The 21,973-nt window shown below is 65.1% G+C and carries 23 protein-coding genes; 10 read left to right on the top strand and 13 right to left on the bottom strand.

What is annotated here, in order from left to right:
- Positions 1-110 precede the first annotated feature (110 nt).
- Positions 111-485, top strand: a complete 375-nt coding sequence (locus tag ACM42_RS36240; RefSeq protein WP_271533234.1) for an Hpt domain-containing protein — start codon at positions 111-113, stop codon at positions 483-485.
- Positions 486-655: 170 nt separating this feature from the next.
- Positions 656-976 (top strand): 2Fe-2S iron-sulfur cluster-binding protein, encoded by a 321-nt coding sequence (locus tag ACM42_RS36235; protein ID WP_008143731.1) that lies wholly within the window; start codon positions 656-658, stop codon positions 974-976.
- Positions 977-991: 15 nt separating this feature from the next.
- On the opposite strand, the gene ACM42_RS36230 is transcribed toward ACM42_RS36235, so the two are convergent.
- Positions 992-1,459, bottom strand: coding sequence for an acyl-CoA thioesterase (locus tag ACM42_RS36230; RefSeq protein ID WP_271533223.1), 468 nt, complete (start codon positions 1,457-1,459; stop codon positions 992-994).
- 182 nt (positions 1,460-1,641) lie between these two features.
- Between ACM42_RS36230 and ACM42_RS36225 the strand changes: the two genes are divergently transcribed.
- The 3 genes from ACM42_RS36225 (at position 1,642) to ACM42_RS36215 (ending at position 4,073) form a co-directional block, all read left to right on the top strand.
- Positions 1,642-2,670: an NAD(P)/FAD-dependent oxidoreductase gene (locus ACM42_RS36225; protein WP_028177428.1), complete on the top strand. Its 1,029-nt coding sequence runs from the start codon at positions 1,642-1,644 to the stop codon at positions 2,668-2,670.
- 105 nt (positions 2,671-2,775) lie between these two features.
- Positions 2,776-3,366, top strand: a complete 591-nt coding sequence (locus ACM42_RS36220; protein WP_028177427.1) for a DUF2147 domain-containing protein — start codon at positions 2,776-2,778, stop codon at positions 3,364-3,366.
- Positions 3,367-3,716: 350 nt separating this feature from the next.
- The gene (locus ACM42_RS36215) at positions 3,717-4,073 is read left to right on the top strand and encodes a hypothetical protein (protein ID WP_028177426.1); all 357 of its coding nucleotides are present in this window, start codon (positions 3,717-3,719) and stop codon (positions 4,071-4,073) included.
- 242 nt (positions 4,074-4,315) lie between these two features.
- On the opposite strand, the gene ACM42_RS36210 is transcribed toward ACM42_RS36215, so the two are convergent.
- On the bottom strand, positions 4,316-4,585 hold the full coding sequence (locus ACM42_RS36210) for a hypothetical protein (RefSeq protein ID WP_271533217.1): 270 nt from the start codon (positions 4,583-4,585) through the stop codon (positions 4,316-4,318).
- Positions 4,586-4,597: 12 nt separating this feature from the next.
- On the opposite strand from ACM42_RS36210, the gene ACM42_RS36205 reads away from it, so the two are divergent.
- Positions 4,598-4,810, top strand: coding sequence for a hypothetical protein (locus ACM42_RS36205; protein ID WP_271533215.1), 213 nt, complete (start codon positions 4,598-4,600; stop codon positions 4,808-4,810).
- On the opposite strand, the gene ACM42_RS36200 is transcribed toward ACM42_RS36205, so the two are convergent.
- Both ACM42_RS36200 and ACM42_RS36195 read right to left on the bottom strand, forming a co-directional pair.
- A complete protein-coding gene (locus ACM42_RS36200) occupies positions 4,776-6,140 on the bottom strand; it encodes a sensor histidine kinase (RefSeq protein ID WP_271533212.1) in 1,365 nt (454 codons plus the stop codon). The genes ACM42_RS36205 and ACM42_RS36200 overlap by 35 nt on opposite strands.
- A complete protein-coding gene (locus tag ACM42_RS36195; RefSeq protein WP_271533210.1) occupies positions 6,137-6,817 on the bottom strand; it encodes a response regulator transcription factor in 681 nt (226 codons plus the stop codon). Before ACM42_RS36195 ends, ACM42_RS36200 begins: the two co-directional genes overlap by 4 nt.
- 342 nt (positions 6,818-7,159) lie before the next feature.
- Here ACM42_RS36195 and ACM42_RS36190 point away from each other — a divergent pair, with 342 nt between their 5' ends.
- Both ACM42_RS36190 and ACM42_RS36185 read left to right on the top strand, forming a co-directional pair.
- On the top strand, positions 7,160-8,047 hold the full coding sequence (locus tag ACM42_RS36190) for a MipA/OmpV family protein (protein WP_271533208.1): 888 nt from the start codon (positions 7,160-7,162) through the stop codon (positions 8,045-8,047).
- Between the two features lie 6 nt (positions 8,048-8,053).
- Positions 8,054-8,794: a hypothetical protein gene (locus ACM42_RS36185; RefSeq protein WP_271533206.1), complete on the top strand. Its 741-nt coding sequence runs from the start codon at positions 8,054-8,056 to the stop codon at positions 8,792-8,794.
- Between the two features lie 4 nt (positions 8,795-8,798).
- On the opposite strand, the gene garD is transcribed toward ACM42_RS36185, so the two are convergent.
- The 6 genes from garD to ACM42_RS36155 form a co-directional block, all read right to left on the bottom strand.
- Positions 8,799-10,340 (bottom strand): galactarate dehydratase, encoded by a 1,542-nt coding sequence (gene garD / locus ACM42_RS36180; protein ID WP_271533204.1) that lies wholly within the window; start codon positions 10,338-10,340, stop codon positions 8,799-8,801.
- Positions 10,341-10,459: 119 nt separating this feature from the next.
- Entirely contained in the window at positions 10,460-11,908 is a 1,449-nt protein-coding gene (locus ACM42_RS36175) for an aldehyde dehydrogenase family protein (RefSeq protein WP_271533202.1), read from the bottom strand.
- Between the two features lie 78 nt (positions 11,909-11,986).
- Entirely contained in the window at positions 11,987-13,330 is a 1,344-nt protein-coding gene (gene gudD, locus ACM42_RS36170) for a glucarate dehydratase (RefSeq protein ID WP_271533200.1), read from the bottom strand.
- Positions 13,331-13,356: 26 nt separating this feature from the next.
- A complete protein-coding gene (gene kdgD, locus ACM42_RS36165) occupies positions 13,357-14,301 on the bottom strand; it encodes a 5-dehydro-4-deoxyglucarate dehydratase (protein ID WP_271533198.1) in 945 nt (314 codons plus the stop codon).
- A gap of 124 nt (positions 14,302-14,425) precedes the next feature.
- A complete protein-coding gene (locus ACM42_RS36160) occupies positions 14,426-15,331 on the bottom strand; it encodes a LysR substrate-binding domain-containing protein (protein ID WP_028177417.1) in 906 nt (301 codons plus the stop codon).
- Between the two features lie 121 nt (positions 15,332-15,452).
- Positions 15,453-16,805, bottom strand: coding sequence for an MFS transporter (locus ACM42_RS36155; protein ID WP_271533195.1), 1,353 nt, complete (start codon positions 16,803-16,805; stop codon positions 15,453-15,455).
- Positions 16,806-16,867: 62 nt separating this feature from the next.
- Between ACM42_RS36155 and ACM42_RS36150 the strand changes: the two genes are divergently transcribed.
- A complete protein-coding gene (locus tag ACM42_RS36150) occupies positions 16,868-17,326 on the top strand; it encodes a hypothetical protein (protein WP_271533193.1) in 459 nt (152 codons plus the stop codon).
- 36 nt (positions 17,327-17,362) lie between these two features.
- On the opposite strand, the gene ACM42_RS36145 is transcribed toward ACM42_RS36150, so the two are convergent.
- Positions 17,363-19,315 carry a hypothetical protein gene (locus ACM42_RS36145; RefSeq protein ID WP_271533191.1) on the bottom strand — a complete coding sequence of 651 codons (1,953 nt, stop codon included), beginning with the start codon at positions 19,313-19,315 and terminating at the stop codon, positions 17,363-17,365.
- Positions 19,316-19,399: 84 nt separating this feature from the next.
- Positions 19,400-20,482: a lysylphosphatidylglycerol synthase transmembrane domain-containing protein gene (locus ACM42_RS36140; RefSeq protein ID WP_271533189.1), complete on the bottom strand. Its 1,083-nt coding sequence runs from the start codon at positions 20,480-20,482 to the stop codon at positions 19,400-19,402.
- A gap of 427 nt (positions 20,483-20,909) precedes the next feature.
- Between ACM42_RS36140 and ACM42_RS36135 the strand changes: the two genes are divergently transcribed.
- Positions 20,910-21,416, top strand: a complete 507-nt coding sequence (locus ACM42_RS36135; RefSeq protein ID WP_271533187.1) for a YciE/YciF ferroxidase family protein — start codon at positions 20,910-20,912, stop codon at positions 21,414-21,416.
- 106 nt (positions 21,417-21,522) lie between these two features.
- On the opposite strand, the gene ACM42_RS36130 is transcribed toward ACM42_RS36135, so the two are convergent.
- Positions 21,523-21,957: a hypothetical protein gene (locus ACM42_RS36130; protein WP_271533185.1), complete on the bottom strand. Its 435-nt coding sequence runs from the start codon at positions 21,955-21,957 to the stop codon at positions 21,523-21,525.
- Between the last annotated feature and the right edge of the window lie 16 nt (positions 21,958-21,973).

The following is a 21,973-nucleotide window of genomic DNA, read 5'->3' as shown; positions in this document are numbered from 1 at the left end:
GGCGGATCTACGTCAAACGGCTCGAACATTTCGTTAACCATTTTCGTGCTTGGCTGGGGGGAACCTGACCGCCGGACCGGCGGCCGCCACGCGACGCCGGGGCCTGCGCCATGACGCCTGAACTGCAACGGATGGACTGGATGCCTTCGCCCCCGCTTGCACCGATCGACAGTCCGCTCGACCTCGATCACCTCTCCCGGATGACGCTCGGCGACACTGAACTGGAACGAGAAGTGCTGGCGATGTTCGCCGAGCAGGCGGACCGCCTGCTCGCGGCGATGGCTGCGAGTCCGGCCGAGGCCGGCGCGCTCGCACACAAGCTCAAAGGTTCGGCGCGCGGGATTGGCGCCTTTGCAGTGGCCGATGCCGCAACCAGCCTGGAGAGTGCGATCCGGACCGGCCATGGCCGGTCCCATGCCTTCGCCGCTCTGAAAGAGGCGGTGACCGAGGCCCGCGCCGCCATCGAGGTGATCCTGAAGCCGTAAGCCGATACGGTCAGAGACGGGCCGGCCTAGTCTCTTGTTTTGACGCGTTTTCTTCCCGCAAAGCGGGATTCATTCTTCGCATCAAAACGCTATGGCGCCGGGCTAACCGACCCGTTATAGGACAGCCCGGACCCTCCTTCATTCCCAGCACCGCGGCAGTACGAGCACACATGGCCAAGATTCACTTTGTCGACCACAAGGGCGAAACCCGCACGGTAGAAATCGAGAACGGCGCAACCGTGATGGAAGCCGCGATCCGCAACAGCATTCCCGGTATCGAGGCGGAATGCGGCGGCGCCTGCGCCTGCGCGACCTGCCATGTCTATGTCGACGAAGCCTGGCGCGAGAAGGTCGGCAGCCCGACGCCGATGGAAGAGGACATGCTCGACTTCGGCTTCGACGTGCGCCCGAATTCGCGCCTGTCTTGCCAGATCAAGGTTTCCGACGAGCTCGACGGTCTCGTGGTGGCGACGCCGGAACGCCAGGCCTGATCGTCCCTCGCTATATCAACTGCGCGGTGCCGCGACCTCGATTCCGCGCTTGTGCCAGGGTCTGAGCTTCTCGATCACCTCCGCGGTGAGCGGCGCGGGTCGCCGCGTGGCCTCATCGAGCAGGACGCCGACCGACGTCGCTGACGCAATGCACTTCCCGTTCGAGAACACGACCTGTTCGAAGGTCACGGACGTCCGTCCAAGCTTCACCACCCCAAGGCCAAGCTCGATCGTATTGGGCCAGTGGAGCTCGGCGCGAAAATGCATATCGAGCCGCACCATGATCCAGGCGAGGCCCGGCGGGGTCAGCCCGTATTCGGGAAGCTTCATCAGCGTGACACGGCCGGTCTCGAAATAGGTGGCGTAGACCGCGTTGTTGACGTGCTGGTTGGGATCGAGATCGCCGAAGCGAACGTTGTCGCTGAGGCGGAAGGGATAGTCCTCCAAGCGTGGCGTCGTATCGAGGCGACTTGGTGCGTTCACCGATTGATCTCCGTCATATCCTTGCTCGTTACAACCCAGTTATTCTGCGGCGGCAAGTGGGCGCGGCTGCGGGGCGCTCCCGCTTTTATGCCTTCCCTGATCCATCCCCGTTGGCTAGACAGGCAGGGTCACCTCTGCCCGCCGGGCGCCGTCCAACCGATAACGATAGATAAAGAGACGACATGAGCGACGCGATCAAAACCGATGTGCTGATCATTGGCGCCGGCCCCTGCGGTCTGTTCGCCGCCTTCGAGCTCGGCCTCCTCGACATGAAGACGCACTTCGTCGACATCCTCGACAAGGTCGGCGGACAGTGCGCCGAGCTCTATCCGGAAAAGCCGATCTACGACATTCCCGGCATTCCGCAGGTCTCCGGGCAGGGCCTCACCGACGCGCTGATGGAGCAGATCAAGCCGTTTCACCCGACCTTCCATCTCGGCGAGATGGTCGAGACCGTGGAGAAGATCGGCGATCCCGCCTTTCGCTGCACCACCGATACCGGCAAGGTGTTCGAATGCAAGGTGGTGGTGATCGCGGCCGGCGGCGGCTCGTTCCAGCCCAAGCGTCCGCCGGTGCCGGGCATCGAGGCCTATGAAGGCACGTCAGTCCACTACGCCGTGCGCAAGATGGAGACGTTCCGCGACAAGAACGTGCTGATCGTCGGCGGCGGCGACTCCGCGCTCGACTGGACGCTCAACCTGCATCCCCTGGCCAAGCGCATCACGCTGTTGCACCGACGGGACGAGTTTCGCGCCGCACCCCACAGCGTCGAGCAGATGCGCGCGCTGGTTGCCGGCGGCAAGATGGATCTGCGGCTCGGCCAGGTCACCGCGCTCTCCGGCGCTGACGGCAGGCTCGCCGGCGCGACCATCAAGGGCAATGACAACAGCGTGAGCGAAATCGCCTGCGATACCATGCTGCCGTTCTTCGGGCTGACCATGAAGCTCGGCCCGGTCGCGAACTGGGGCATTGCGCTGGAGAACAATCTGGTGCCGGTCGAGACGTCCGCGTTCGAGACCAACGTATCAGGCATCTTCGCCATCGGCGACATCAACACCTATCCCGGCAAGCTCAAGTTGATCCTGTGCGGCTTCCACGAGGGCGCGCTGATGTCGCAAAAAGCCCATCGCTACGTCTATCCGGAGAAGCGGCTCGTGTTCCAGTACACGACTTCGTCCTCTAGCCTGCAAAAGAAGCTCGGTGTCAACTGAGGGAACGCAGTGGGGAGGCGATGCCCCATGTTTCTGGTGCTGGAACCGTTCGCGAAATCGCCGTAGTCTGCGGCCATTCCGGTTGTGGAATAGCAAGGTGATCTCATGCGGATTTTTTCCAGCTTTCGGCTGCTCTCCTTCCTCGCGCTCGCATTGTCGCTCGCGACGGTGAGCCCGTGTGCGGCGCAGACCACCGAGCCCACGGCGGCGGGCCTCTGGCAGAAGGTCGAAGACGGCAAGACAGTCGGATGGTTCCTCTTCATCGACCGCAACGGCGTCTTCGAAGGCGTGATCGCAAAGACCTTCCCGCGGCCAACCGACAATCCGAACGAGGTTTGCAGCAAGTGCACCGACGATCGCAAGAACGCGCCGGTGCTCGGCATTTCATTCGTCCGCAACATGAAGCGCGAAGGATTGAAGTACGAAGGCGGCAACGTGCTTAATCCGCGCGACGGTCAGATCTGGAAGGCCAACATGCGGATCAGCCCCGACGGCCAGACCCTGACGCTGCGCGGCTATCTCGGCATCGCGCTGCTCGGCAAGGACGAGACCTGGACGCGCCTGCCGGATGCCAACATCGCGCAGATCGATCCTGCCATCGTGGCAAAATATCTCCCTGCGCAGGCCGCCGCCGCAAAGCCGGCGGCACCGGCGGCGAAGAAGGGCGGCGCGATGATGGCGCCGCCGAAGCAGTAGAGGCGTACTTCGCACTGTGCCGCCTCGACAGCCGTAGCTTCGGCGCAAGCTCGTTCCCTGCCACCGGCTCTCGCCTTCGGCGAGCCCGGTGACAGGCTCCAGTGGCGAAGCCGGTGCGGTATCGCTCCCTCCTCATCCCTGAACGGCCCGTGCGGCCACGTTCGCCCAAAGGGGAACGTGTGCCGGCTTCGCTCCAGTAGTTCCCCGGAATGCGCGCTGGCGCCGGATTTGCATAGCTGTCGGCAAAGCTGCTGGGGGAGCGAGTCGCCGTCTCCACGCCCGCCGCGCACCACGCGGAGGGCGGACGGCAGCGTTTGCCTCGCGGCGATCACTTCGACCGCGGAGACGACATGAGACCTGCCATATCAGGCGCGGCCACGCTGCTGGGGTTGACGACGCTACTCGCGGCTTCGGCGCTGGCGCGCGACGACGGCCGCTACGCCAACTCGCCCCTGAAGCCTTGGTTCGAGAGTCTGCACAGCGAATTCGGGCAGTGCTGCTCGGATGCCGACGGCTACGTCATTGCCGACGTCGATTGGGAGTCGGATCGCGGCCGCTACCGCGTGCGGATCGACGACGAATGGGTCGTGGTGCCCGACGGTGCCGTGATCACCGTGCCGAACAAGTTCGGCCGCACCATGGTCTGGAAGCACTATATCGACGGCCATCCGCGCGTGCGCTGCTTCATGCCGGGCAGCATGACCTAAAGCGCGATGCGATGAGGATGAATCGTCATCGTGCTTTAGGTTGTTGTTTAAGCATGATCTTTACGGAAAACCGCTGCGCACTTTTCCGGATCATGCTTTAGACGCCATAAAGCTTCGATGTCATTCCGGGACGACGCGGCAGCGTCGAACCCGGAATCCGGACGTTGTTGCGCGACATTCTCAGGTGCGCATTGGCGCACCTGAGTTCGCACTTCGTGCGCCCCGGAACGAGGATGAGCAGCTCAGCGCGCATCGCTCTGCGTATTGGCGCTCGCAAGCCGCTTGACGCGCGGGGTCAGCACCGAGACCTGCGCGGGCGAGGCGGGCATGCCGGCGACGGTCATCGCGGGCGCGGCCGACTGTTCCTCGACGCCGGCGCCGCCGAGCACTTGCACCTGCGTCGCCGAGATCGGAAACGATGTCACTTCGTAAGAAGGAAGCTCAGTGGCGAAGGCACCGGCCGAACCCGCAATCATGGCACCGGCAACGGCAATCATCGAGAGAACACGCATTGGAAAATCTCCGTGGAAGATGTCAATCGGAGGTTTGGTCGCGTCGATGCCGGAACAGGTTCGCTCGTGCGCGAACATTCCGTCGCCTTCGGCGGAGATATTGATTGCTTGATGCGAACGGATGAAACGAGGAAGAAGTTCTCAGCGCCAATGTTTCCGGACGGTTTCGCGGAAGCGCCGATGCGCCCGCTTAACGTTCTTGCAGATCAAGCTGCGGAGATTTGACCGGGGCGGGGGCCGCGGGAAAGCGCAGGCTCATCGTCGTGCCGCAGCCTGGCGTGGAAGAAGCGATCAACTCGCCGCCGTGGGCGGCCATGATCTCGCGGACGATCGACAGGCCGAGGCCCGCGCCATCGCTGGCGGCGTTGCCGGTCTGAAAGGGCTCGATCAGCCCGTGCTCGGCGCCATCGGGCAGGCCCGCGCCGTCATCGTGAATCGAGATGCCATCGCGGTCGAGCGTGGCGACGATGCGTCGCGCGCCACGGGCGTGGATGAGCGCGTTGCCGACGAGGTTGGCGAGGGCGCTGCGGATCGCAGCGTCCACACCCTGCACCAGGAATGGACCCTTCCCGTCCTGCTCCAGCGCAAGCTCGATGCCGGCGTCCAGCGCCGATGGGCTGAAATCGGCCAGCACGTCCAGCGTGACCTGGGCAAGATCGATCGGTCGCGTCTCGATCGCATGATTCTGCAGTCGCGCCAGGTCGAGCATGGCGGCGACCAGCGAGGTCAGGCGGCGGACGTCGCGCACCAATTCGGTTCTGAGGGCCGGCTCGGGGACGTCCTCGATTTTCGCGCGCAGCAGCGTCAGGGGCGTGCGCAGCTGGTGCGCGGCATTGCCGAGGAAGCGGCGCTGCATCCGGATATAGGCGTCGATCTCGCCGAAGGCGCGGTTCAGCGCCTCGACCAGCGGCTTCAACTCGCGAGGGACCTCGGACAGGGAGATCAGACCTTGCGGTGCTGCAGGGTCGATCGCGAGCGCGCGAAGCGCCACCCGTTCGATTCCGCGTGAGACGAAACGCGCGGCCAGCGCCGCGCCGACGGCAACGGTCGCTGCAAAGGCCAGCGCCAGCAGCATGATCGAAAAGACGCTGCGGATGAGAAAGTTTCTTGCAAGCCGGCCGAAACGGACTTGAGGCTCGCCGACCATCATGGCGAGCTGCAACGAACCCCTTTGCACGACGGCGAGGCAAAAGGTGCTCTTCTGGTCGAGTGTGCTGAAGACCGATGAGCCGATGGGCCCGTGATAGGGAAACGCGAAGGGAAGGGCGGGCCGGCGTTCGCTGCCGTACTCGCTGACCAGCTCGCCCGCGGACACGACGTACCAGAGGTTCGGGCTGTCCGCCTTCAGCTCTTCGAGGGCGCGCGTCGGACGCACCGTGAGCTTCTGCCCTTCGATATCGGTTGCGCGATCGAGAACGGCGGCCACGACCCGGCAAGCCCTGAACTCGCGCTCCTCCATCGGATAGCGCCATATGAAGAGGCCGAGCATGATCAGGAAAATCGTCGTCGCGGCGATGCCGAGCGACAGCGCAAAGGTCCGGGCGATCGACCTCATCGCGGACTTGCCAGCCGCAGGATGTAGCCGATGCCCCGCATGCTGCGGATCTCGACGTCGCCGCCGAGCTCGGTCAGCTTCTTCCGCAGGCGCGAGACCTGCGCTTCGAGCGTGTTGGACTCGATCTCGTCGTCGAAGCCGTAGATCTCCTCGATCAGGGCGGCGCGGGTGATGACGCGGTCGCGCCGCATCAGGAGCGCTCCCAAGATCAGCGCCTCGCGCCGGCGCAGCAGGATTTTGGTGTCGGCGACCACCGCCTCGTTGCTGCCGAGATGCAGCTCGACATTGCCGAGCGACAACACGGAGGGGGCGAGCAGCCGGGGCCGGCGCAGAACCGCGCGCACCCGCGCGATCAGCTCCTGGGGCTCGAACGGCTTGCCGAGATAGTCGTCGGCGCCGCCGTTGAGGCCGTCGACGACATCCTCCTTGGTGTCCTTGGACGTCAGCATGATGATCGCGGGACGTTCCGCCGACTGGCTCAGCGCCGCGACCACCTGGAGTGCATCTCCGTCGGGCAGCATCCGGTCGACGATCGCCAGATCATATCTGAAGTTCTCCAGCGCCTGGCGGGCCTCTGCAATCGAGCCGACGAGGTCGACGATACCGTGCAGTTGCCCGAGCAGCCGGCTGACATAGGCGCCGATCTGCGGTTCGTCTTCGATCACGAGGGAGCGCACGCGGGTCGTCCTTGACTCTGCTGGGGCAACGGAGCCCCGACTTTGACGCTCCCTGGCCGAAGTCCGGCATTTCGGTTCGTGCGCGAGGTTCCCTTTAAGGCAGCGAGCTTGGCGAATAAAAGGCAGGAACGGGAGAGTTCGCGGGCACCGCCCGTCAACATTTGAGGGCGTGACTGCGGCGCGGCAATGTTCGGGCAATGTTGGTCCGCCGGCGCCTGGCGCGCGACGTTTCGGACGACGGCTCTCGCCTTGCAATCTTGGGGCAATTTTGCCGGACCACATGCTGTGGCTCTGAACACACGAGTCGACCAGGCCCGCAAGGCCGGTCCGGGGGCCCCCGTAATGATGTATTTCGAAGAAGCCGCTCTCCGCCTCACGGCGACCGCGCGGCGGACGACCGCCTGTCTTGCTGCGCTCGGTGCGATCATGGCGAGTGCGCAATCTGTATCGGCGCAGAGCGCGTTCACGCTGCCAGCGCCACCGTTCGAACTGCCGATGCTGCCTTCGCCCTCCGGAAATTGGACCGTCATGGTCGGCATCGGCGGCGAATACATGCCTGACTTCGTCGGATCGAAGAACGGAAAACTCATGCCGATTCCGATCTTCTCCATTCGTCGCGCCGGATCGATCGACCAGTTTCGCGGGCCGCGCGACAGCGCCAGCATCGCGCTGCTCGACGTCGGCAATTTTCGCGCCGGGCCTGCGTTCAAGTACGTCGCCTCGCGCAAGAGCGACAAATATTCAGAGCTGACCGGCCTCGGCGACGTCAAGGCCGCCTACGAGCTCGGCGGCTTCGTCGAATATTATCCGGTGGACTGGCTCCGCCTGCGCAGCGAACTGCGCCAGGGGATGGGTGGCCATACCGGCACCGTCGCCGACGTCTCGGCCGACGTCATCGTGCCGCTGATTCAAAGGCTGACGATCTCGGCCGGCCCCCGCTTCACCTGGAAAAGCACCAAGGCGACCGCGCCGTATTTCGGCGTCGATGCCGTGCAGGCGCTGGCATCGGGGTTGCCGACCTACAATGCCAAGGGCGGCGCGCACTCGGTCGGCTTCGGCAGCCAGATCTCCTATCGCATCAATCCGCAGTGGGAGGTGCACGCCTATGTCGAGTACGAGAAGCTGCTCGGCGATGCGGCGGACAGCCCGCTGGTGAAGCTGCGGGGATCGTCGAACCAGACCACCGTCGGCCTCGGTGCGTCCTATTCGTTCGATTTTAGAATCCGATAGGTCGTCATGCGCCGTATTGCTTTTCTATGGGTTGGCCTCGCGGCCGCGTGTATCGCCCTCGGCGCCGCCGCGGCGTTCGAGACGCGCGCGACGAAGCTCCAGGCGATCAAGACCGTCGGCATCGTCTCGGCGATCGGCGAGGAGATGAGCCTGACGCAAGCCGGCCTGACCGCGCTCGGCAACACCGGGCAAAGCGTCTCGATCAGCGCATGGGGGCTGGACGAGCTGATCGTCCGGCAGGCGACGAAGCTGCTCAGTGGACGTTTTCGCGTGCAGCCGGTGAACTACAGGCGCGCAGCCTTCGCTACGATCAGGGATTCGGCGGTTGCGCCCGTCAATCTGCTGCGCAGCGATCCGTTCAAGGAGCTGGTTCGCAGCGATGTCACGCCGCAGGGACTGGATGCGTACATCGTCATCACCCGGGCGAGATCAAAGCTTGGAAACGGCCGCAACGTCGAGGGCGTCGGGCTCACCGAATACCGGACGCTGCTTGCGGACTACGGTCTGATCCACGCGCTGTACGAGGTTCGCGTCATCGACGGCAAGACGTTCGACGTGATCGAGAAGCGCGCGGCCGCGCCGCTCGACAACACCGGCACGGTGAGGATCGCCGGCCCGAGCGGTGCGGTCAACGAGCCGTTCGAGGGCTCGGCTTCGAGCGAACGGCTGCGCTCGGCGATAACGGACCTCATCATCCGCAGCCTGCCGCTGACGCTGGGCGACATGCACCTGATCGACGGTCCGTGACCCCTCAGGTCACCGGCGCCGGATTGAACAGCGTCAGATCGTTGTGGATGCCCCAGCGGTCCGACCACGGCTTGGTGCGGCCAGAGGCGACGTCGAGGATCAGGCGGAACAGGTCCCAGCCGCATTCCTCAATGGTCTTCTCACCGGTGGCGATGCTGCCTGCGTCGAAGTCGATCAGGTCCTTCCAGCGCCGCGCGAGCTCGCTGCGGGTGGCGACCTTGATCACGGGCGCGGCGGCAAGGCCATAGGGCGTGCCGCGGCCGGTGGTGAACACCTGCAGCGTCATGCCGGAGGCGAGCTGCAGCGTACCGCAGATGAAGTCGGATGCGGGCGTTGCCGCGAACAGCATGCCCTTCTGCGTTGCCTTCTCGCCGGGCGAGAGCACGCCGGTGATGGCGCTCGATCCGGACTTCACGATCGAGCCCAACGACTTCTCGACGATGTTGGCGAGTCCGCCCTTCTTGTTGCCCGGCGTGGTGTTGGCGCTGCGATCGGCGCCGCCGCGGGCGAGGTAAGAGTCATACCAGGCCATCTCGCGCACCAGCGCGCGGCCGACATCCTCGTTGATCGCGCGCCGGGTGAGCAGCTGGATGGCGTCGCGCACCTCGGTGACTTCCGAGAACATCACGGTGGCGCCGGCGCGCACCAGGAGATCGGCGGCGAAGCCGACGGCCGGGTTCGCAGTGACGCCGGAGAAGGCATCGCTGCCGCCGCATTGCAGGCCGATGACGAGATCGGAGGCCGGGCAGGTCTCGCGCTTGCGGGTGTTGAGCACCTTCAGCCGGGCCTCGGCCTGGGTCATGATCGCATCGACGATGGCGCCGAAGCCGTCGAAGGCTTCGTCCTGCATGCGCACGATGGCATCGCCCACGCCCTCCGGCACCAGCCGTTCCGGCGCCAGCTTCTCGCAGCCGAGGCCGACGACCAGGATCTCGCCGCCGAAATTCGGATTGAGCGCGAGGTTCTGCAGGGTGCGGATCGGCACCACCGCGTCGGGCGCATTGATGGCGACGCCGCAGCCATAGGCATGGGTCAGCGGCACGACGTCGTCGACGTTCGGATATTTCGGCAACAGCTCGGCGCGGATGCGCTTGACCGCATATTCCATCGTGCCCTTGACGCATTGCACGGAGGAGGAGATGCCGAGGATGTTCTTGGTGCCGACCGAGCCGTCCGGATTGCGATAGCCCTCGAAGGTGAAACCTTCGAGCGGCGGCAGCGGCGCGGGGACGGCGGTGGAGATTTCCAGTCTGTCGAGGGCAGGGGCCTCCGGCATGCGGATGCGGGCTTCATCCACCCATTCGCCGGCCTCGATGGGAGAGAGTGCGTAGCCGATGATTTCGCCATAGCGGATGATGGGCGCGCCTTCTGCGATGTCGACCAGCGCCGTCTTGTGGCCCTGTGGAACGAAGGCGCGTAGCGTCAGCCCGCAGGCGAACCGGGAGCCGGCGGGAAGCCCGAAATCATTGACCACGATCGCGACATTGTCGCGCTCGTTGAGCTTGATGTAGCGGGGCTGCTCTTTCGCTGCGACGTCCTGGTCCATCTGCGCTTGCCTCCAAAGCCGTAGGGTGGGCAAAGGCGCAATGCGCCGTGCCCACCATCTTCATACCGAACGTAAGCGGTGGGCACGCTTCGCTTTGCCCACCCTACGATATCAGCTTCTCAGCCCGGATACGTATAAGCCGTCTTCACCGTCGTGTAGAACTCGCGCGCATAGGAGCCCTGCTCGCGGGCGCCGTAGCTCGAGCCCTTCCGGCCGCCGAACGGCACGTGATAGTCGACGCCGGCGGTCGGCAGATTGACCATCACCATGCCGGACTCGCTGTTGCGCTTGTAGTGCGAAGCATATTTCAGGCTGGTGGTGCAGATGCCGGAGGCAAGGCCGAACTCGGTATCGTTGGAGATCGCGAGCGCTTCCTCGTAGTTCTTGGCGCGGATGACGGCGGCGACAGGGCCAAAAATCTCCTCACGCGCGATGCGCATGTTGTTGCTGGCTTCGGTGAACAGCGCCGGCTGCAGATAGTGACCGGGGTTCTCGCGCTTGAGCAGCTCGCCGCCGAAGGCGAGCTTGGCGCCCTCGTCCTGGCCGATCTTGATGTAGCGCAGGTCCTGGTCGAGCTGGCTCTGGTCGACGACGGGGCCGATATGCACCCCGGCCTTGAGCGCGTCGTCCACCGACAGGCCCTTCAACCGCTCGGCCATCGCCGCGACGAAGCGGTCGTGGATGCCTTCGGTGACGATCAGGCGGGAGGAGGCGGTGCAGCGCTGGCCGGTGGAGAAATAGGCACCGTTGACGGCGACCTCGACGGCGGTCTTGAGGTCGGCGTCGTCGAGCACGACCAGCGGATTCTTGCCGCCCATCTCGAGCTGAAATTTCTTCATCGGATTCGAAAGTACGCAGGCCTGCGCGATCTTGCGGCCCGTCTGCACCGAGCCGGTGAAGGAGATCGCGGCGACGTCGGGATGCTCGAGCAGCGTCTGGCCGACCACGGAGCCGGAGCCGACCACGAGGTTGAACACGCCGGCCGGAAGCCCGGAGCGGGTGATGATCTCGGACAGCGCATGCGCCGAGCCGGGCACCAGCTCGGCCGGCTTGAACACCACCGTGTTGCCGTAGCAGAGCGCGGGCGCGATCTTCCAGGCGGGAATCGCGATCGGGAAATTCCAGGGCGTGATCATGCCGACGACGCCGACCGGCTCGCGCGTGAGTTCGACATCGAGGCCGGGACGGACCGAGGCGCCCTTCTCGCCGATCAGGCGCAGCGCTTCACCGGCGAAGAACGCGAAGATCTGGCCGGCGCGCGCGACCTCGCCGATGCCTTCCGGCAAGGTCTTGCCTTCCTCGCGGGCGAGCAGGCGGCCGAGCTCTTCCTTGCGGGAGAGGATCTCGGCGGAGACCTTGTTCAGCGCGTCATAGCGCTCCTGCGGCGTCGAGCGCGCCCAGGCCGGGAAGGCGGCCTTCGCGGCGGCGATCGCCTTCTCGGTCTGCGCCTTGTCGGCCTTGGCATATTCGCCGACGACGTCGTTGGTGTTGGAGGGGTTGATGTTCCTGGTGACGCCCGAGCCGTCGACCCATTCGCCGCCGATGAAGTTCTTCAGGATCGCTGTCATCTTATTCCTCCCTGTTCAAGGGGCATGATCCTATCGGAAAACCGGTGTCCACTTTTCCGGGATCATGCCTGACGCTTCTTATCGCACGAGGCACGGACGCTTGTCGTCGAAGGTCCAGCCCGGGATCAGGTCCTGCATGGCCATAGCGTCATCCCGGGCGCCGAGTCCATGCTTCTTGTAGAGCTCATGCGCGGCCTCGATGGCGACGCGGTCGATTTCGATGCCGAGGCCGGGGCGATCGGGCACCGCGATCTTGCCGCCCCTGATCTGGAGCGGCTCTTTCGTCAGCGCCTGGCCGTCCTGCCAGATCCAGTGGGTATCGATCGCGGTCACGTTGCCGGGGGCGGCTGCCCCGACATGGGTGAACATGGCGAGCGAGATGTCAAAGTGGTTGTTGGAGTGCGAGCCCCAGGTCAGGCCGTTGTCACGGCAGGTCTGGGCCACGCGCACCGAGCCTTGCATGGTCCAGAAATGGGGATCGGCCAGCGGGATGTCCACCGACCCTAAGCGCAGCGCGTGGGAGAGCTGCCGCCAATCGGTGGCGATCATGTTGGTCGCTGTCGGCAGACCGGTGGCGCGGCGGAACTCGGCCATGATCTCGCGGCCGGAGAATCCGGCCTCGGCGCCGCAGGGGTCCTCGGCATAGGCGAGGATGCCGTGCATGCCTTTGCAGAGCCTGACGGCCTCGTCCAGCGACCAGGCGCCGTTCGGGTCCAGTGTGACGCGCGCGTTCGGGAAACGCTTTGCGATGGCGGTGACGGCCTCGATCTCCTGTTCGCCGCGGAGCACGCCGCCCTTGAGCTTGAAGTCGGCGAAGCCGTAGTGGTCGTGGGTGGCCTCCGCGAGCCGCACCACGGTCTCGGGCGTCATCGCCTCCTGATGGCGGAGGTTGAACCATTCCGCCTTGCCGCTCTCGCCCGCGACATAGTCGAGCTTCGACTTGCGCCGATCGCCGACGAAGAAGAGATAGCCGAGCGTCTCGACGCTCTTGCGCTGCTGGCCCTCACCGAGCAGGGCTGCGACGGGCAGGCCGAGATGCTGGCCCAGCAAATCAAGCAGTGCGGATTCGATCGCCGTGACCGCGTGGATCATCACGCGCAGGTCGAAGGTCTGCTTGCCGCGGCCGCCGGCGTCGCGGTCGGCGAAGGCGGTGCGGACATCGGCGAGGATGTTGTTCATCGCGCCGACGGTCTTGCCGATGACGAGATCGCGGGCATCCTGCAGTGTCTGCCAGATCCTCTGCCCGCCCGGCACCTCGCCGAGGCCGGTGTGGCCGGAATTGTCGGTGAGGATGACGATGTTGCGGGTGAAGAACGGCGCATGCGCGCCGCTGAGGTTGAGGAGCATGCTGTCGCGGCCCGCGACCGGGATCACCTGCATCGCCGTGACAACAGGTGCGCCAGAGATATCAGTCCGGGCCATCGCATGCTCCTCCCTGTCGTCGTCCGTTATTCTGCCGCCTGTTGTGTCGATCGGATGGCGGGCAGATTCTTCACCAGCGCGGTCAGTTCCGCCAGCTCCTGCTCGGTGAGATCGGTCAGCGGCGGCCGGACCGGGCCGGAGTCGCGGCCGATCACCTTCATGCCGGCCTTGATGATCGAGACCGCATAGCCCTTCTTGCGGTTGCGGATTGCGATCAGCGGCAGGATGAAGTTCTTCAGGCCGGCATGGATCGTCTCATGGTCGCGCCTGCGCACCGCGGCGTAGAAGTTGGTGGCGAACTCCGGAACGAAGTTGAATACGGCCGAGGAATAGGTCGTCACGCCCATGTCGAGATAGGGCAGCGCGAAGGTCTCCGCAGTCGGCAGGCCGCCGATATAGGTGAGGCGATCGCCGAGCCTGGTGTAGACGCGGGTCATCAACTCGATGTCGCCGATGCCGTCCTTGTAGCCGACCAGGTTCGGGCAGCGCTCGGCGAGGCGCGCGAGCGTGTCGGGCTGGAGGATGGCGTTGTCGCGGTTATAGACGATGACGCCGATCTTCACGGAGGCACAGACCGCCTCGACATGGGCGGCGAGGCCGTCCTGCTCGGAATGGGTGAGATAGGGCGGCAGCAGCAGCAGGCCATCGGCACCCGCCTTCTCGGCACCGATGGCGATCTCGCGCGCGATTGCGGTGCCGTAGCCGGTGCCGGCAAGCACAGGCACGCGGCCCTTGGTTTCCTCGACGGCGATCCTGACGATCTGCGGAATCTCTGTCGGGGTCAGCGAGAAGAACTCGCCGGTGCCGCCGGCGGCGAACAGGCCGGCAACGTCGTAGCCGCACAGCCAGTCCATGTTGGCGCGGTAGGTCGCCTCGTCGAAGGAGTAGTCAGCCCTGAACGGCGTGACGGGGAAGGACAGGAGGCCGGATCCGATCTTTCGGGCCATGTCCTGCGGGGTCATCTTGCTCACGGGCGCTGCTCCCTTCGTGCGTGTTGCGGAGGACGCAAAGCCTGCGCGTCCATGCGCCGTGGTTTAGGAGACCGTTCGATGCGCGTCCAAGCCAAAGCCTATATCGACCGATGCGGATTGAGCATCAATCTTCCGGCAGCTCCGCGGAGGACAATTCGCCGGCGGTTTTGACCAGCGCCGCCAGCAGCGGATTCTCGTCCTCGCGTCGCCAGACCATGAACAGCTCGACGGGCACGCGGTTGCGCAGCTTCAGCGGCCGCAGCCGCACGTCGGAGATCTTCAGGTTCGCGGCTGCGGCCGGCACGATGGCAAGGCCGAGGCCGGCGCGCACCATCGCGAGGATCGAGTGGATCTGGCTGAGATGCTGGACGTAGCGCGGCAGCACGTCGGCGCGGGTGAACAGCGCGACCAGGAGGTCGTGGAAGTAGCGGCTCTCATAGGGCGAGTACATCACGAAGGGCTGGTCGTCGAAATCCTTGATGGCGATGCTGTCGGCGTTCGCCAGCGGATGCTTTCTCGGGATCGCCGCGAGCAGCGGCTCTGCAACGACGCGGCGGCTGGCGAGTTCGGGACGCGCGATCGGCGGCCTCAGCAGGCCGGCATCGATCTGGCCGGAGGTCAGCGCCTCGAACTGGTCGCCGGACACCATCTCCTTCAGCGAGAAATCGACTTCGGGCAGCTTGGCGCGGCAGGCGGCGACGAGCTCGGGCAGGAAGCCGTAGGCCGCGGCCGCGGTGAAGCCGATCTTGAGCGAGCCGATCTTGCCGAGCGCGATGCGGCGGGCGACTTGCGAGGCGCTTTCGGCAAGCTTGAGGATGCGCCGCGCCTCCGGCAGAAAGCTGCGCCCGGCAGGGGTGAGGCGCACCGAGCGGCTGGTGCGTTCGAGCAGCGGCGCATCGATGATGTGCTCGAGCACCTGGATCTGCCGCGACAGCGGCGGCTGCGTCATGTTCAGCCGCGCAGCGGCGCGGCCGAAATGCAGTTCCTCCGCCACCGTGACGAAGCAGCGGAGCTGGTTGAGGTCGAACATCGATACATGCCTTAAATGGATAAGGCGTTTCCCCGGCACTTCTAGCATCGATCACCCCCAATACAAAGACGGCGGCTGGTGAGCCGCCGCAAGTTGCCTGGTCAAGCTCCCGTGAGAGCCCTCAGGAGGAACCTTTGAGCACCACCCGCTCGATCTTGCCGACGATGACGAGATAGGCGAACGCCGCCACCAGCGCGTTGAGGCCGACGAACACCAGCGCGCCGTTGAACGAGCCGGTCGCGGCCAGGATGTAACCGATCACGATCGGAGTGGTGATCGAGGAGAGGTTGCCGAAGGTGTTGAACAGGCCGCCAGAGACGCCGCCGGCCTCCTTCGGCGAAGTGTCGGAGACGACGGCCCAGCCAAGCGCGCCGATGCCCTTGCCGAAGAAGGCGAGCGCCATGAAGCCGACCACGAGCGCCTGTCCGTCGACATAGTTGCAGCCTATGATCGACATCGACAGCAGCATGCCGCCGACGATCGGAATCTTGCGCGCCATGGTCAGCGAGCCGGTCCCGCGCAGGATCGCATCGGAGATGATGCCGCCGAGCACGCCGCCGATGAAGCCGCACAGCGCAGGAAGCGTCGCGACGAAACCGGCCTGCAGGATCGACAGCCCGCGTTCCTTGACGAGGTAGACCGGGAACCAGGTCAGGAAGAAATAGGTCAGCGTGTTGATGCAGTACTGGCCGAGATAGACGCCGAGCATCATGCGGTTGGAGAGCAGCTGGCGGATGTGGTCCCACCCCGAGCCGGATTGCTGCGCTCGCTCCCGCTTCGGATCGTCCTTGGGCGCATCGAGATCGACCAGCGCGCCGCCGTCCCTGATGTAGTCGAACTCGGCCTCGTTGACCGAAGGATGCTCCTTCGGGCCGTAGACGGTCTTGATCCAGGCGAGCCCCATGACGATGCCGAGCGCCCCCATTACGAAGAACACGAAGCGCCAGCCGTAGGCGTGCGCGATCCAGCCCATCAGCGGCGCGAAGATCACGGTCGCGAAATATTGCCCCGAATTGAAGAAGGCCGACGCGGTGCCGCGCTCGTTGCCGGGAAACCACGCCGCGACGATGCGGGCATTGGCGGGGAAGGAGGGCGCCTCGGCAATGCCGACCAGGAAGCGCAAGCCGAACAGCACGATGATGGCGGTGCCGGCGCTGAAGAAGCCGACCCAGCCCTGCATCATCGTGAAGATCGACCAGACCATGATGCTGAAGGCATAGACGAGGCGGGAACCATAGCGGTCGAGCAGCCAGCCGCCCGGCACCTGCGCGATCACATAGGACCAGCCGAAAGCCGAGAAGATGTAGCCCATGGCGACGGGATCCAGATGCAGCTCCCTGGAGAGCGCAGGGCCCGCGATCGACAGCGTGGCGCGGTCGGCGTAATTGACTGTCGTGACCAGGAACAACATGGTCACGATGAACAGCCTGACGCGAGACCTCCTCACGTCCGCGGCGGACACCACTGCGCTCATCATGCGCCTCCTTAGAACTTGAACATTTCCTCGAGGCGAGTCCTAGAGGCGCGCGCGGCAAAGTGTCCAAGTTCAAGGGAGTATCGATCGATGCCGTCTTTGGATCGATGGGCCCAAGGCGCTGCGTGCGTTGTGGTACGGCGGTGCCACCGCCGTCAGTCTCGCATTTCGTCGCGTCTCGGCGATCACTGGACGGCGACGGCGGTCAGCTTGGCCGCACCCGGGAACATCTCGGAGCCTGGCAGATTTACCCTGAAGTCGAAACAGCCACGGTGATTGACATGCGCGTTCGTCTTCAAATCTCGGCCATGGTGTTCATGATGGCGCAGGCTGTGCTGTTCGGTGCAGGCATGCTGGGGATTCTGCTCAGTCCCCTTCGTGATGAGGCTTCGTTTTACATCCCGGTCATGATCGTCCTGAGCGCAATTGCCTCAGTTGCGATCGCTTGGGAAATCGCGCCGCGGCTGCAGATGCGTTACTGGCACAGCCGGGGCGTCGACCACGACTTCATTTCTGGCTGAACTCCCAGCCGTCGCGCCGAAGCAACGGTGCCGACGCTACTGCCGCGCGCCCGGCAGCAGCGGCGCGAGCAGCCCGCGCGTTACGCCGGGCGGCACTGCATCGAGCCCCAGCACGGCACTCGCGGCCGGCAGCGCCGCATCCGCCATGGCGGCGTGACCTTCGGCGCTCGGATGCACGGCGCCGCCATAGACGGCGGAGAGCACGCCCCAGGTCGCGTCGTGAATGTCGGTTGGTTGGCTCGCGGCCGGTAAGCCCTGCGGATAGGTCATCGCAGCGAAATAGCTGTCATTGGCGTCGCGGATCCAGCGCGCACGGGGCAGGTAGGCGCGATATTCCGAGGCGCCGCGGCCGCACAGCATGGGCTGGCTCGCTGCACTGACAATGTCCGGATTGAAGCTCTGGCCGTTCTCTGCAAAGCAGGTCCGGTCGAATTCGGGGTCATTGCCCGAATGGGCGCAGAAGCCATGATCGGCGAACGTGGCCTGGTGCGCATCGACGAAGGTCATGCGGTCGGATTCGGGATCGCGGCACAGCGCACCGCGGGTGCAGGTGGCGAGCCCCTTCAGCTGCGGCAGGAATTCCGTGTCGACGAAGGTGGAGACGCGGGCGAGGCGCTGCGGATCGGCGTTGAAGGACGGATGGATGTCGAAGCCGGCGCGGCCGCCGCGGCAGGGCACGCCACCATCGGCGAGCGCAGGATTGGCGTAGGAGACATAGACGACGCGCGAGAGGTCGCCGCCGACGAGCGGCTTCAGCGCCTCGCGCAGCTTGACGAAGCTTTGCGGCAGCTCACGCGTCAGCGCATCGCGGGAATCATCAACGCTCGCCATCACGCCGGAGCGGCGGAATAGCGTCCGCTCGGTCGCGGTGTCGACGATGACGTCGGCGACGAGGCCGGAGAAGTAGACGTCGTTGGCGCCGACCGAAAGCAGCACGAGATCGAGCGTCCGGTCGGGCTGGCGCTTCTTTGCCGCGGTGAGCGCTTCGCGCAACTCGGCGACCTGGGCGGTCACGCTGGTGTTGCAGACGCCGGACTTGCCGGGCGGGCATTCGCGGGCGCGCTGCGAGCCGAGCAGCCCGTCGGCAATGCTGGCGCCGGTGCAGGCGAGCGGCAGGTAGGTCACGGCGATGTGGGTGTAGCGCAATGCGAGCGCCAGCGCGGTGCGCGTCTGATAGCTGTACAGCGAGCGGTGGCAGGGCGCGTTGAACCAGAGCGCGCTGTAGCGTTGCCAGTTGGCGAGCGTATCCGGCGCTTCGCAGGCGCGGCCGCCCTTGAAGCCGTGGCGGCTCGGCCGGTAGTACTGCGCGCCGGCGGTACCGAGATAGGAGCGGAAGCAAAATCCTTCGTCCGAGAGTGCCAGCGGCCGGTCCGGATTGCCCTCGCCGGAGGCGATGCTGTCCCCGAGGCCAGCAACGAAAATGTCGCGGACCTGGATCTCGGTCTGGACGCGCTGGGTCGGATCGGAGCCAGCGGAGACATCGACGGTCGCGACTGTCTGCCTGCCGTAGCGGACGCGCAGATTGATCGGCTCGGCGCAGTCGAAGGTCGATTGTTGCGGCCCGTCGCCGTCGTCGAACGACCAGGCGCAGGTGGCGCCGACCGGCACCGCGCCGGTCAGCCGTACCGTCACCGGATGGTCGATCGGGGTGATGTAGTTCTCTTTGACGTTGTCGCGGGTACAGGGCTGGTTGACCCGGCCCTGGAGGTCGATGCAGAGCCGGTTGACCATGTTGCGGGCCCAGCCGCGGCCCTCGCTCTGCAGCTCCAGCGATTGCTCGGCGGCGAGGATGCTGCGGTTACGCGCGTTCTCGACATGGAGCAGGAAGTCGCGCTCCTCGCGGAACAGCCTGAAGCGGTTACGCACCTCCCAATCGATCTGCATGGCGCCCGCATCCTGCGCGGCGGCGCGCTCGGACGGCAAGACGGTCAAAAAGCCGGCAAGCAGCAGAGCGCCTGCGGCGAGTGTGCGTACGGATAGAGGGATCATGGCCCGGGTCTTCAACGGCAAAGTTGAGGCGGAAATAAGAGAGCATTGCTCCGCCGCCCGCAACCTTTGTCGGCGCCGGCTGCCTTAGCGCTTATTGGCCTGCCGCAGCAACCGCTCGCGCTCCATCGGTGTCACCTGCTTGGGCAGGTTGGCCTGCGCGCAGGCCTCTGCCAGCCGCCGCCGCTCCTGCCAGGGCTCGACCACGTTCATCCAGAGCTCGCGCGTGCCCATGATGGAGATGGCGAGGCCGAACGGGATCACGAAATAGAGGATGCGGAACACCAGCAGCGTTGCCAGAAGCTGCTCGCGGCCGAATTCGGGCAACGCCACCAGCATGGCAGCATCGAACACGCCGATCGAGCCGGGCGCGTGGCTGGCAAAGCCGATCAGGGTCGCCACAATGAACACGACGGCGAGCGACATGAAGTCGATCGGCGGGTTGGCCGGCATCAACAGGTACATGGCGGTGGCGCAGAAGCCGAGATCGACCACGCCGATCAGGATCTGCACGAGCGTCAGGGGGGCCGAGGGCAGCACCACCTTCCAGCCCTTCTGGCCGAGCTCGCGGCGCTTGTCGCCCATGCAGAGCCAGACCAGATAGGCGCCGATCGAGGCGAGGCCGCCGAGCGCGATCAGACGGTTGATCGACGAGGGGAGCTGATCCATCGCGGAGGCGGCATCCGGATGGATGGCCATGCCGATCGAGAGCACGAAGATGTTACCGAGCCAGAAGGTCAGGCCCGACAGGAAGCAGATCTTGGCGACGTCGATCGCGTTCAGCCCGTAGTCCGAATAGATCCGGAAACGGATCGCACCGCCGGTGAATACCGTCGCGCCGATGTTGTGGCCGATCGAATAGGACGTGAAGCTGGAGAGCGCCGCGATGCGATAGGGCACGTGCTTCTTGCCGATCGTTCGCAGCGCAAAAAAGTCGTAGAAGGTCAGCGTGCAGAACGCGAAGAAGACGCAGATCGCCGCCAGCCCGATACTGCCGCGGGGAATCTCGGTCAACGCAGTCAGGATGACCCCGGTATCGATGCCCTTGAGGGTCCGCACCAGCGTGGTGATCGCGAAGGCGATGATGAAGATGCTCGCGGCGATTCCGAGCCGTCGCCAGCCGATCCATCTCTTGAAGCCGCGTTTCAGCGCGGGCAGCAGTCCGTGCATTCATCCTCCCGGCGGGGGGCAAAGACCGACCGGGCCAGGCATTGGCCGGTCGGGCGCGATCATGGCCAAAGGCAGGCATCGATCGCTAGGCATGATCAGGCTCATTTAAGGCAAAATCAGCGGCTTGTGCAGCCCTTGACAACAATAGGTTCTGCGTTGGACGGCCGCTTTTGTCATACGTGGTTCACATGGGATGCGCGTTAAGCATATGAGTCGTGAAACCGGCGCCGCTCGCGCGTTTGATGCGCTGACATGATTTCAGATCCTGGCGCCGTCCGCATTGTTCCAGCGCAAGCGGCATCGGCGCTTTTGGAACGTCGATGCCGCCTGCTCGTTAGGCTTCATCAGCAATCGAACATGGCGGAATATGCGGCTTTTCGTGCAAGCCGGCGCCTCCGTGTTCCCGAAACCCGAGAGGATCGGAACGATGGGACTGTTCACAAAAGACATCAAAACCATGAACGACCTGTTCGTGCATCAGCTTCAGGACATCTATTACGCCGAGCAGCAGCTCACCAAGGCGCTGCCGAAGATGGCAAGCAAGGCCACCGATCCGCAGCTGAAACAGGGCTTTTTGACGCACCTCGAGGAAACCAAGCAGCACGTCACTCGACTTGAGGAAGTGTTCAAGATGCACGGCGTCGCCGTGAAGGCGGTCGATTGCCCGGCCATCGACGGCATCATCGAGGAAGCCGACGAGACCGCCGGCGAAGTCGCCGACAAGGCGGTGCTCGACGCCGCACTGATCAACGCGGCGCAGGCCGCCGAACATTACGAGATCGTGCGCTACGGCAGCCTGATCGCCTGGGCCAAGCAGCTTGGCCGCAACGACTGCGCCAGCGTCCTCGCCAAGACGCTGGAGGAGGAGAAGGCGACCGACAAGAAGCTGACGACGCTCGCCGAGAGCAAGGTGAATCTGCGCGCGGCGAGCTAGTAGTCGCGGTGCAGCCCTGAAGCGCCGCGCGGCAGCGCGCGGCGCTTTCTTTTCTGACGTGTGTCTTCGGTGCTATGAGCGCGCCGGCGAAGCTCGGCGGAGCACGTCAGCCGCGTCGCAACGCGAAATGCGCGCCGCAAAACGCCATCACCGCACCGAGGCAGAGCGCGGCGAGGCCGGCCAGCACGCCCGAGACGGTCGGGATCGGGCTCGGCGCCGAGGCCGCCTGGCCCGCTCCCGCAAGCAGCAGCACGCCGACCGCGACCAGGAATTGCCGCATCCTTTGCGGGATCTGTCCGGAGACGGCGCTCTGCATCAGGCGCGCCGTGAAATAGCCGCCGGAGAAGCCGACCGTGGCGATCAGCCACCATGCGATCGCCGCGCCCGCCGGCATGAACTCGTGCGTGTCGGAGCGCCAGAGGCCGCCGAGGTCGAGACCATAGCGCGCGCCCAGCATGTGGACCGCGAGCGCGAGCAGCACGCCGGAGATCACGGCGGCGCCGAGAATCAGGCGGCGTGGAAAAAACATCGTCTGAGCCATGTCTCGCTTGTAGGAT

This window comes from Bradyrhizobium sp. CCBAU 25338 (assembly GCF_028128965.1).
Lineage (GTDB): Bacteria > Pseudomonadota > Alphaproteobacteria > Rhizobiales > Xanthobacteraceae > Bradyrhizobium > Bradyrhizobium liaoningense.
The sequence above is the reverse complement of the archived record's forward strand: the minus strand, read 5'-3'. Positions and strand labels throughout refer to the sequence as shown.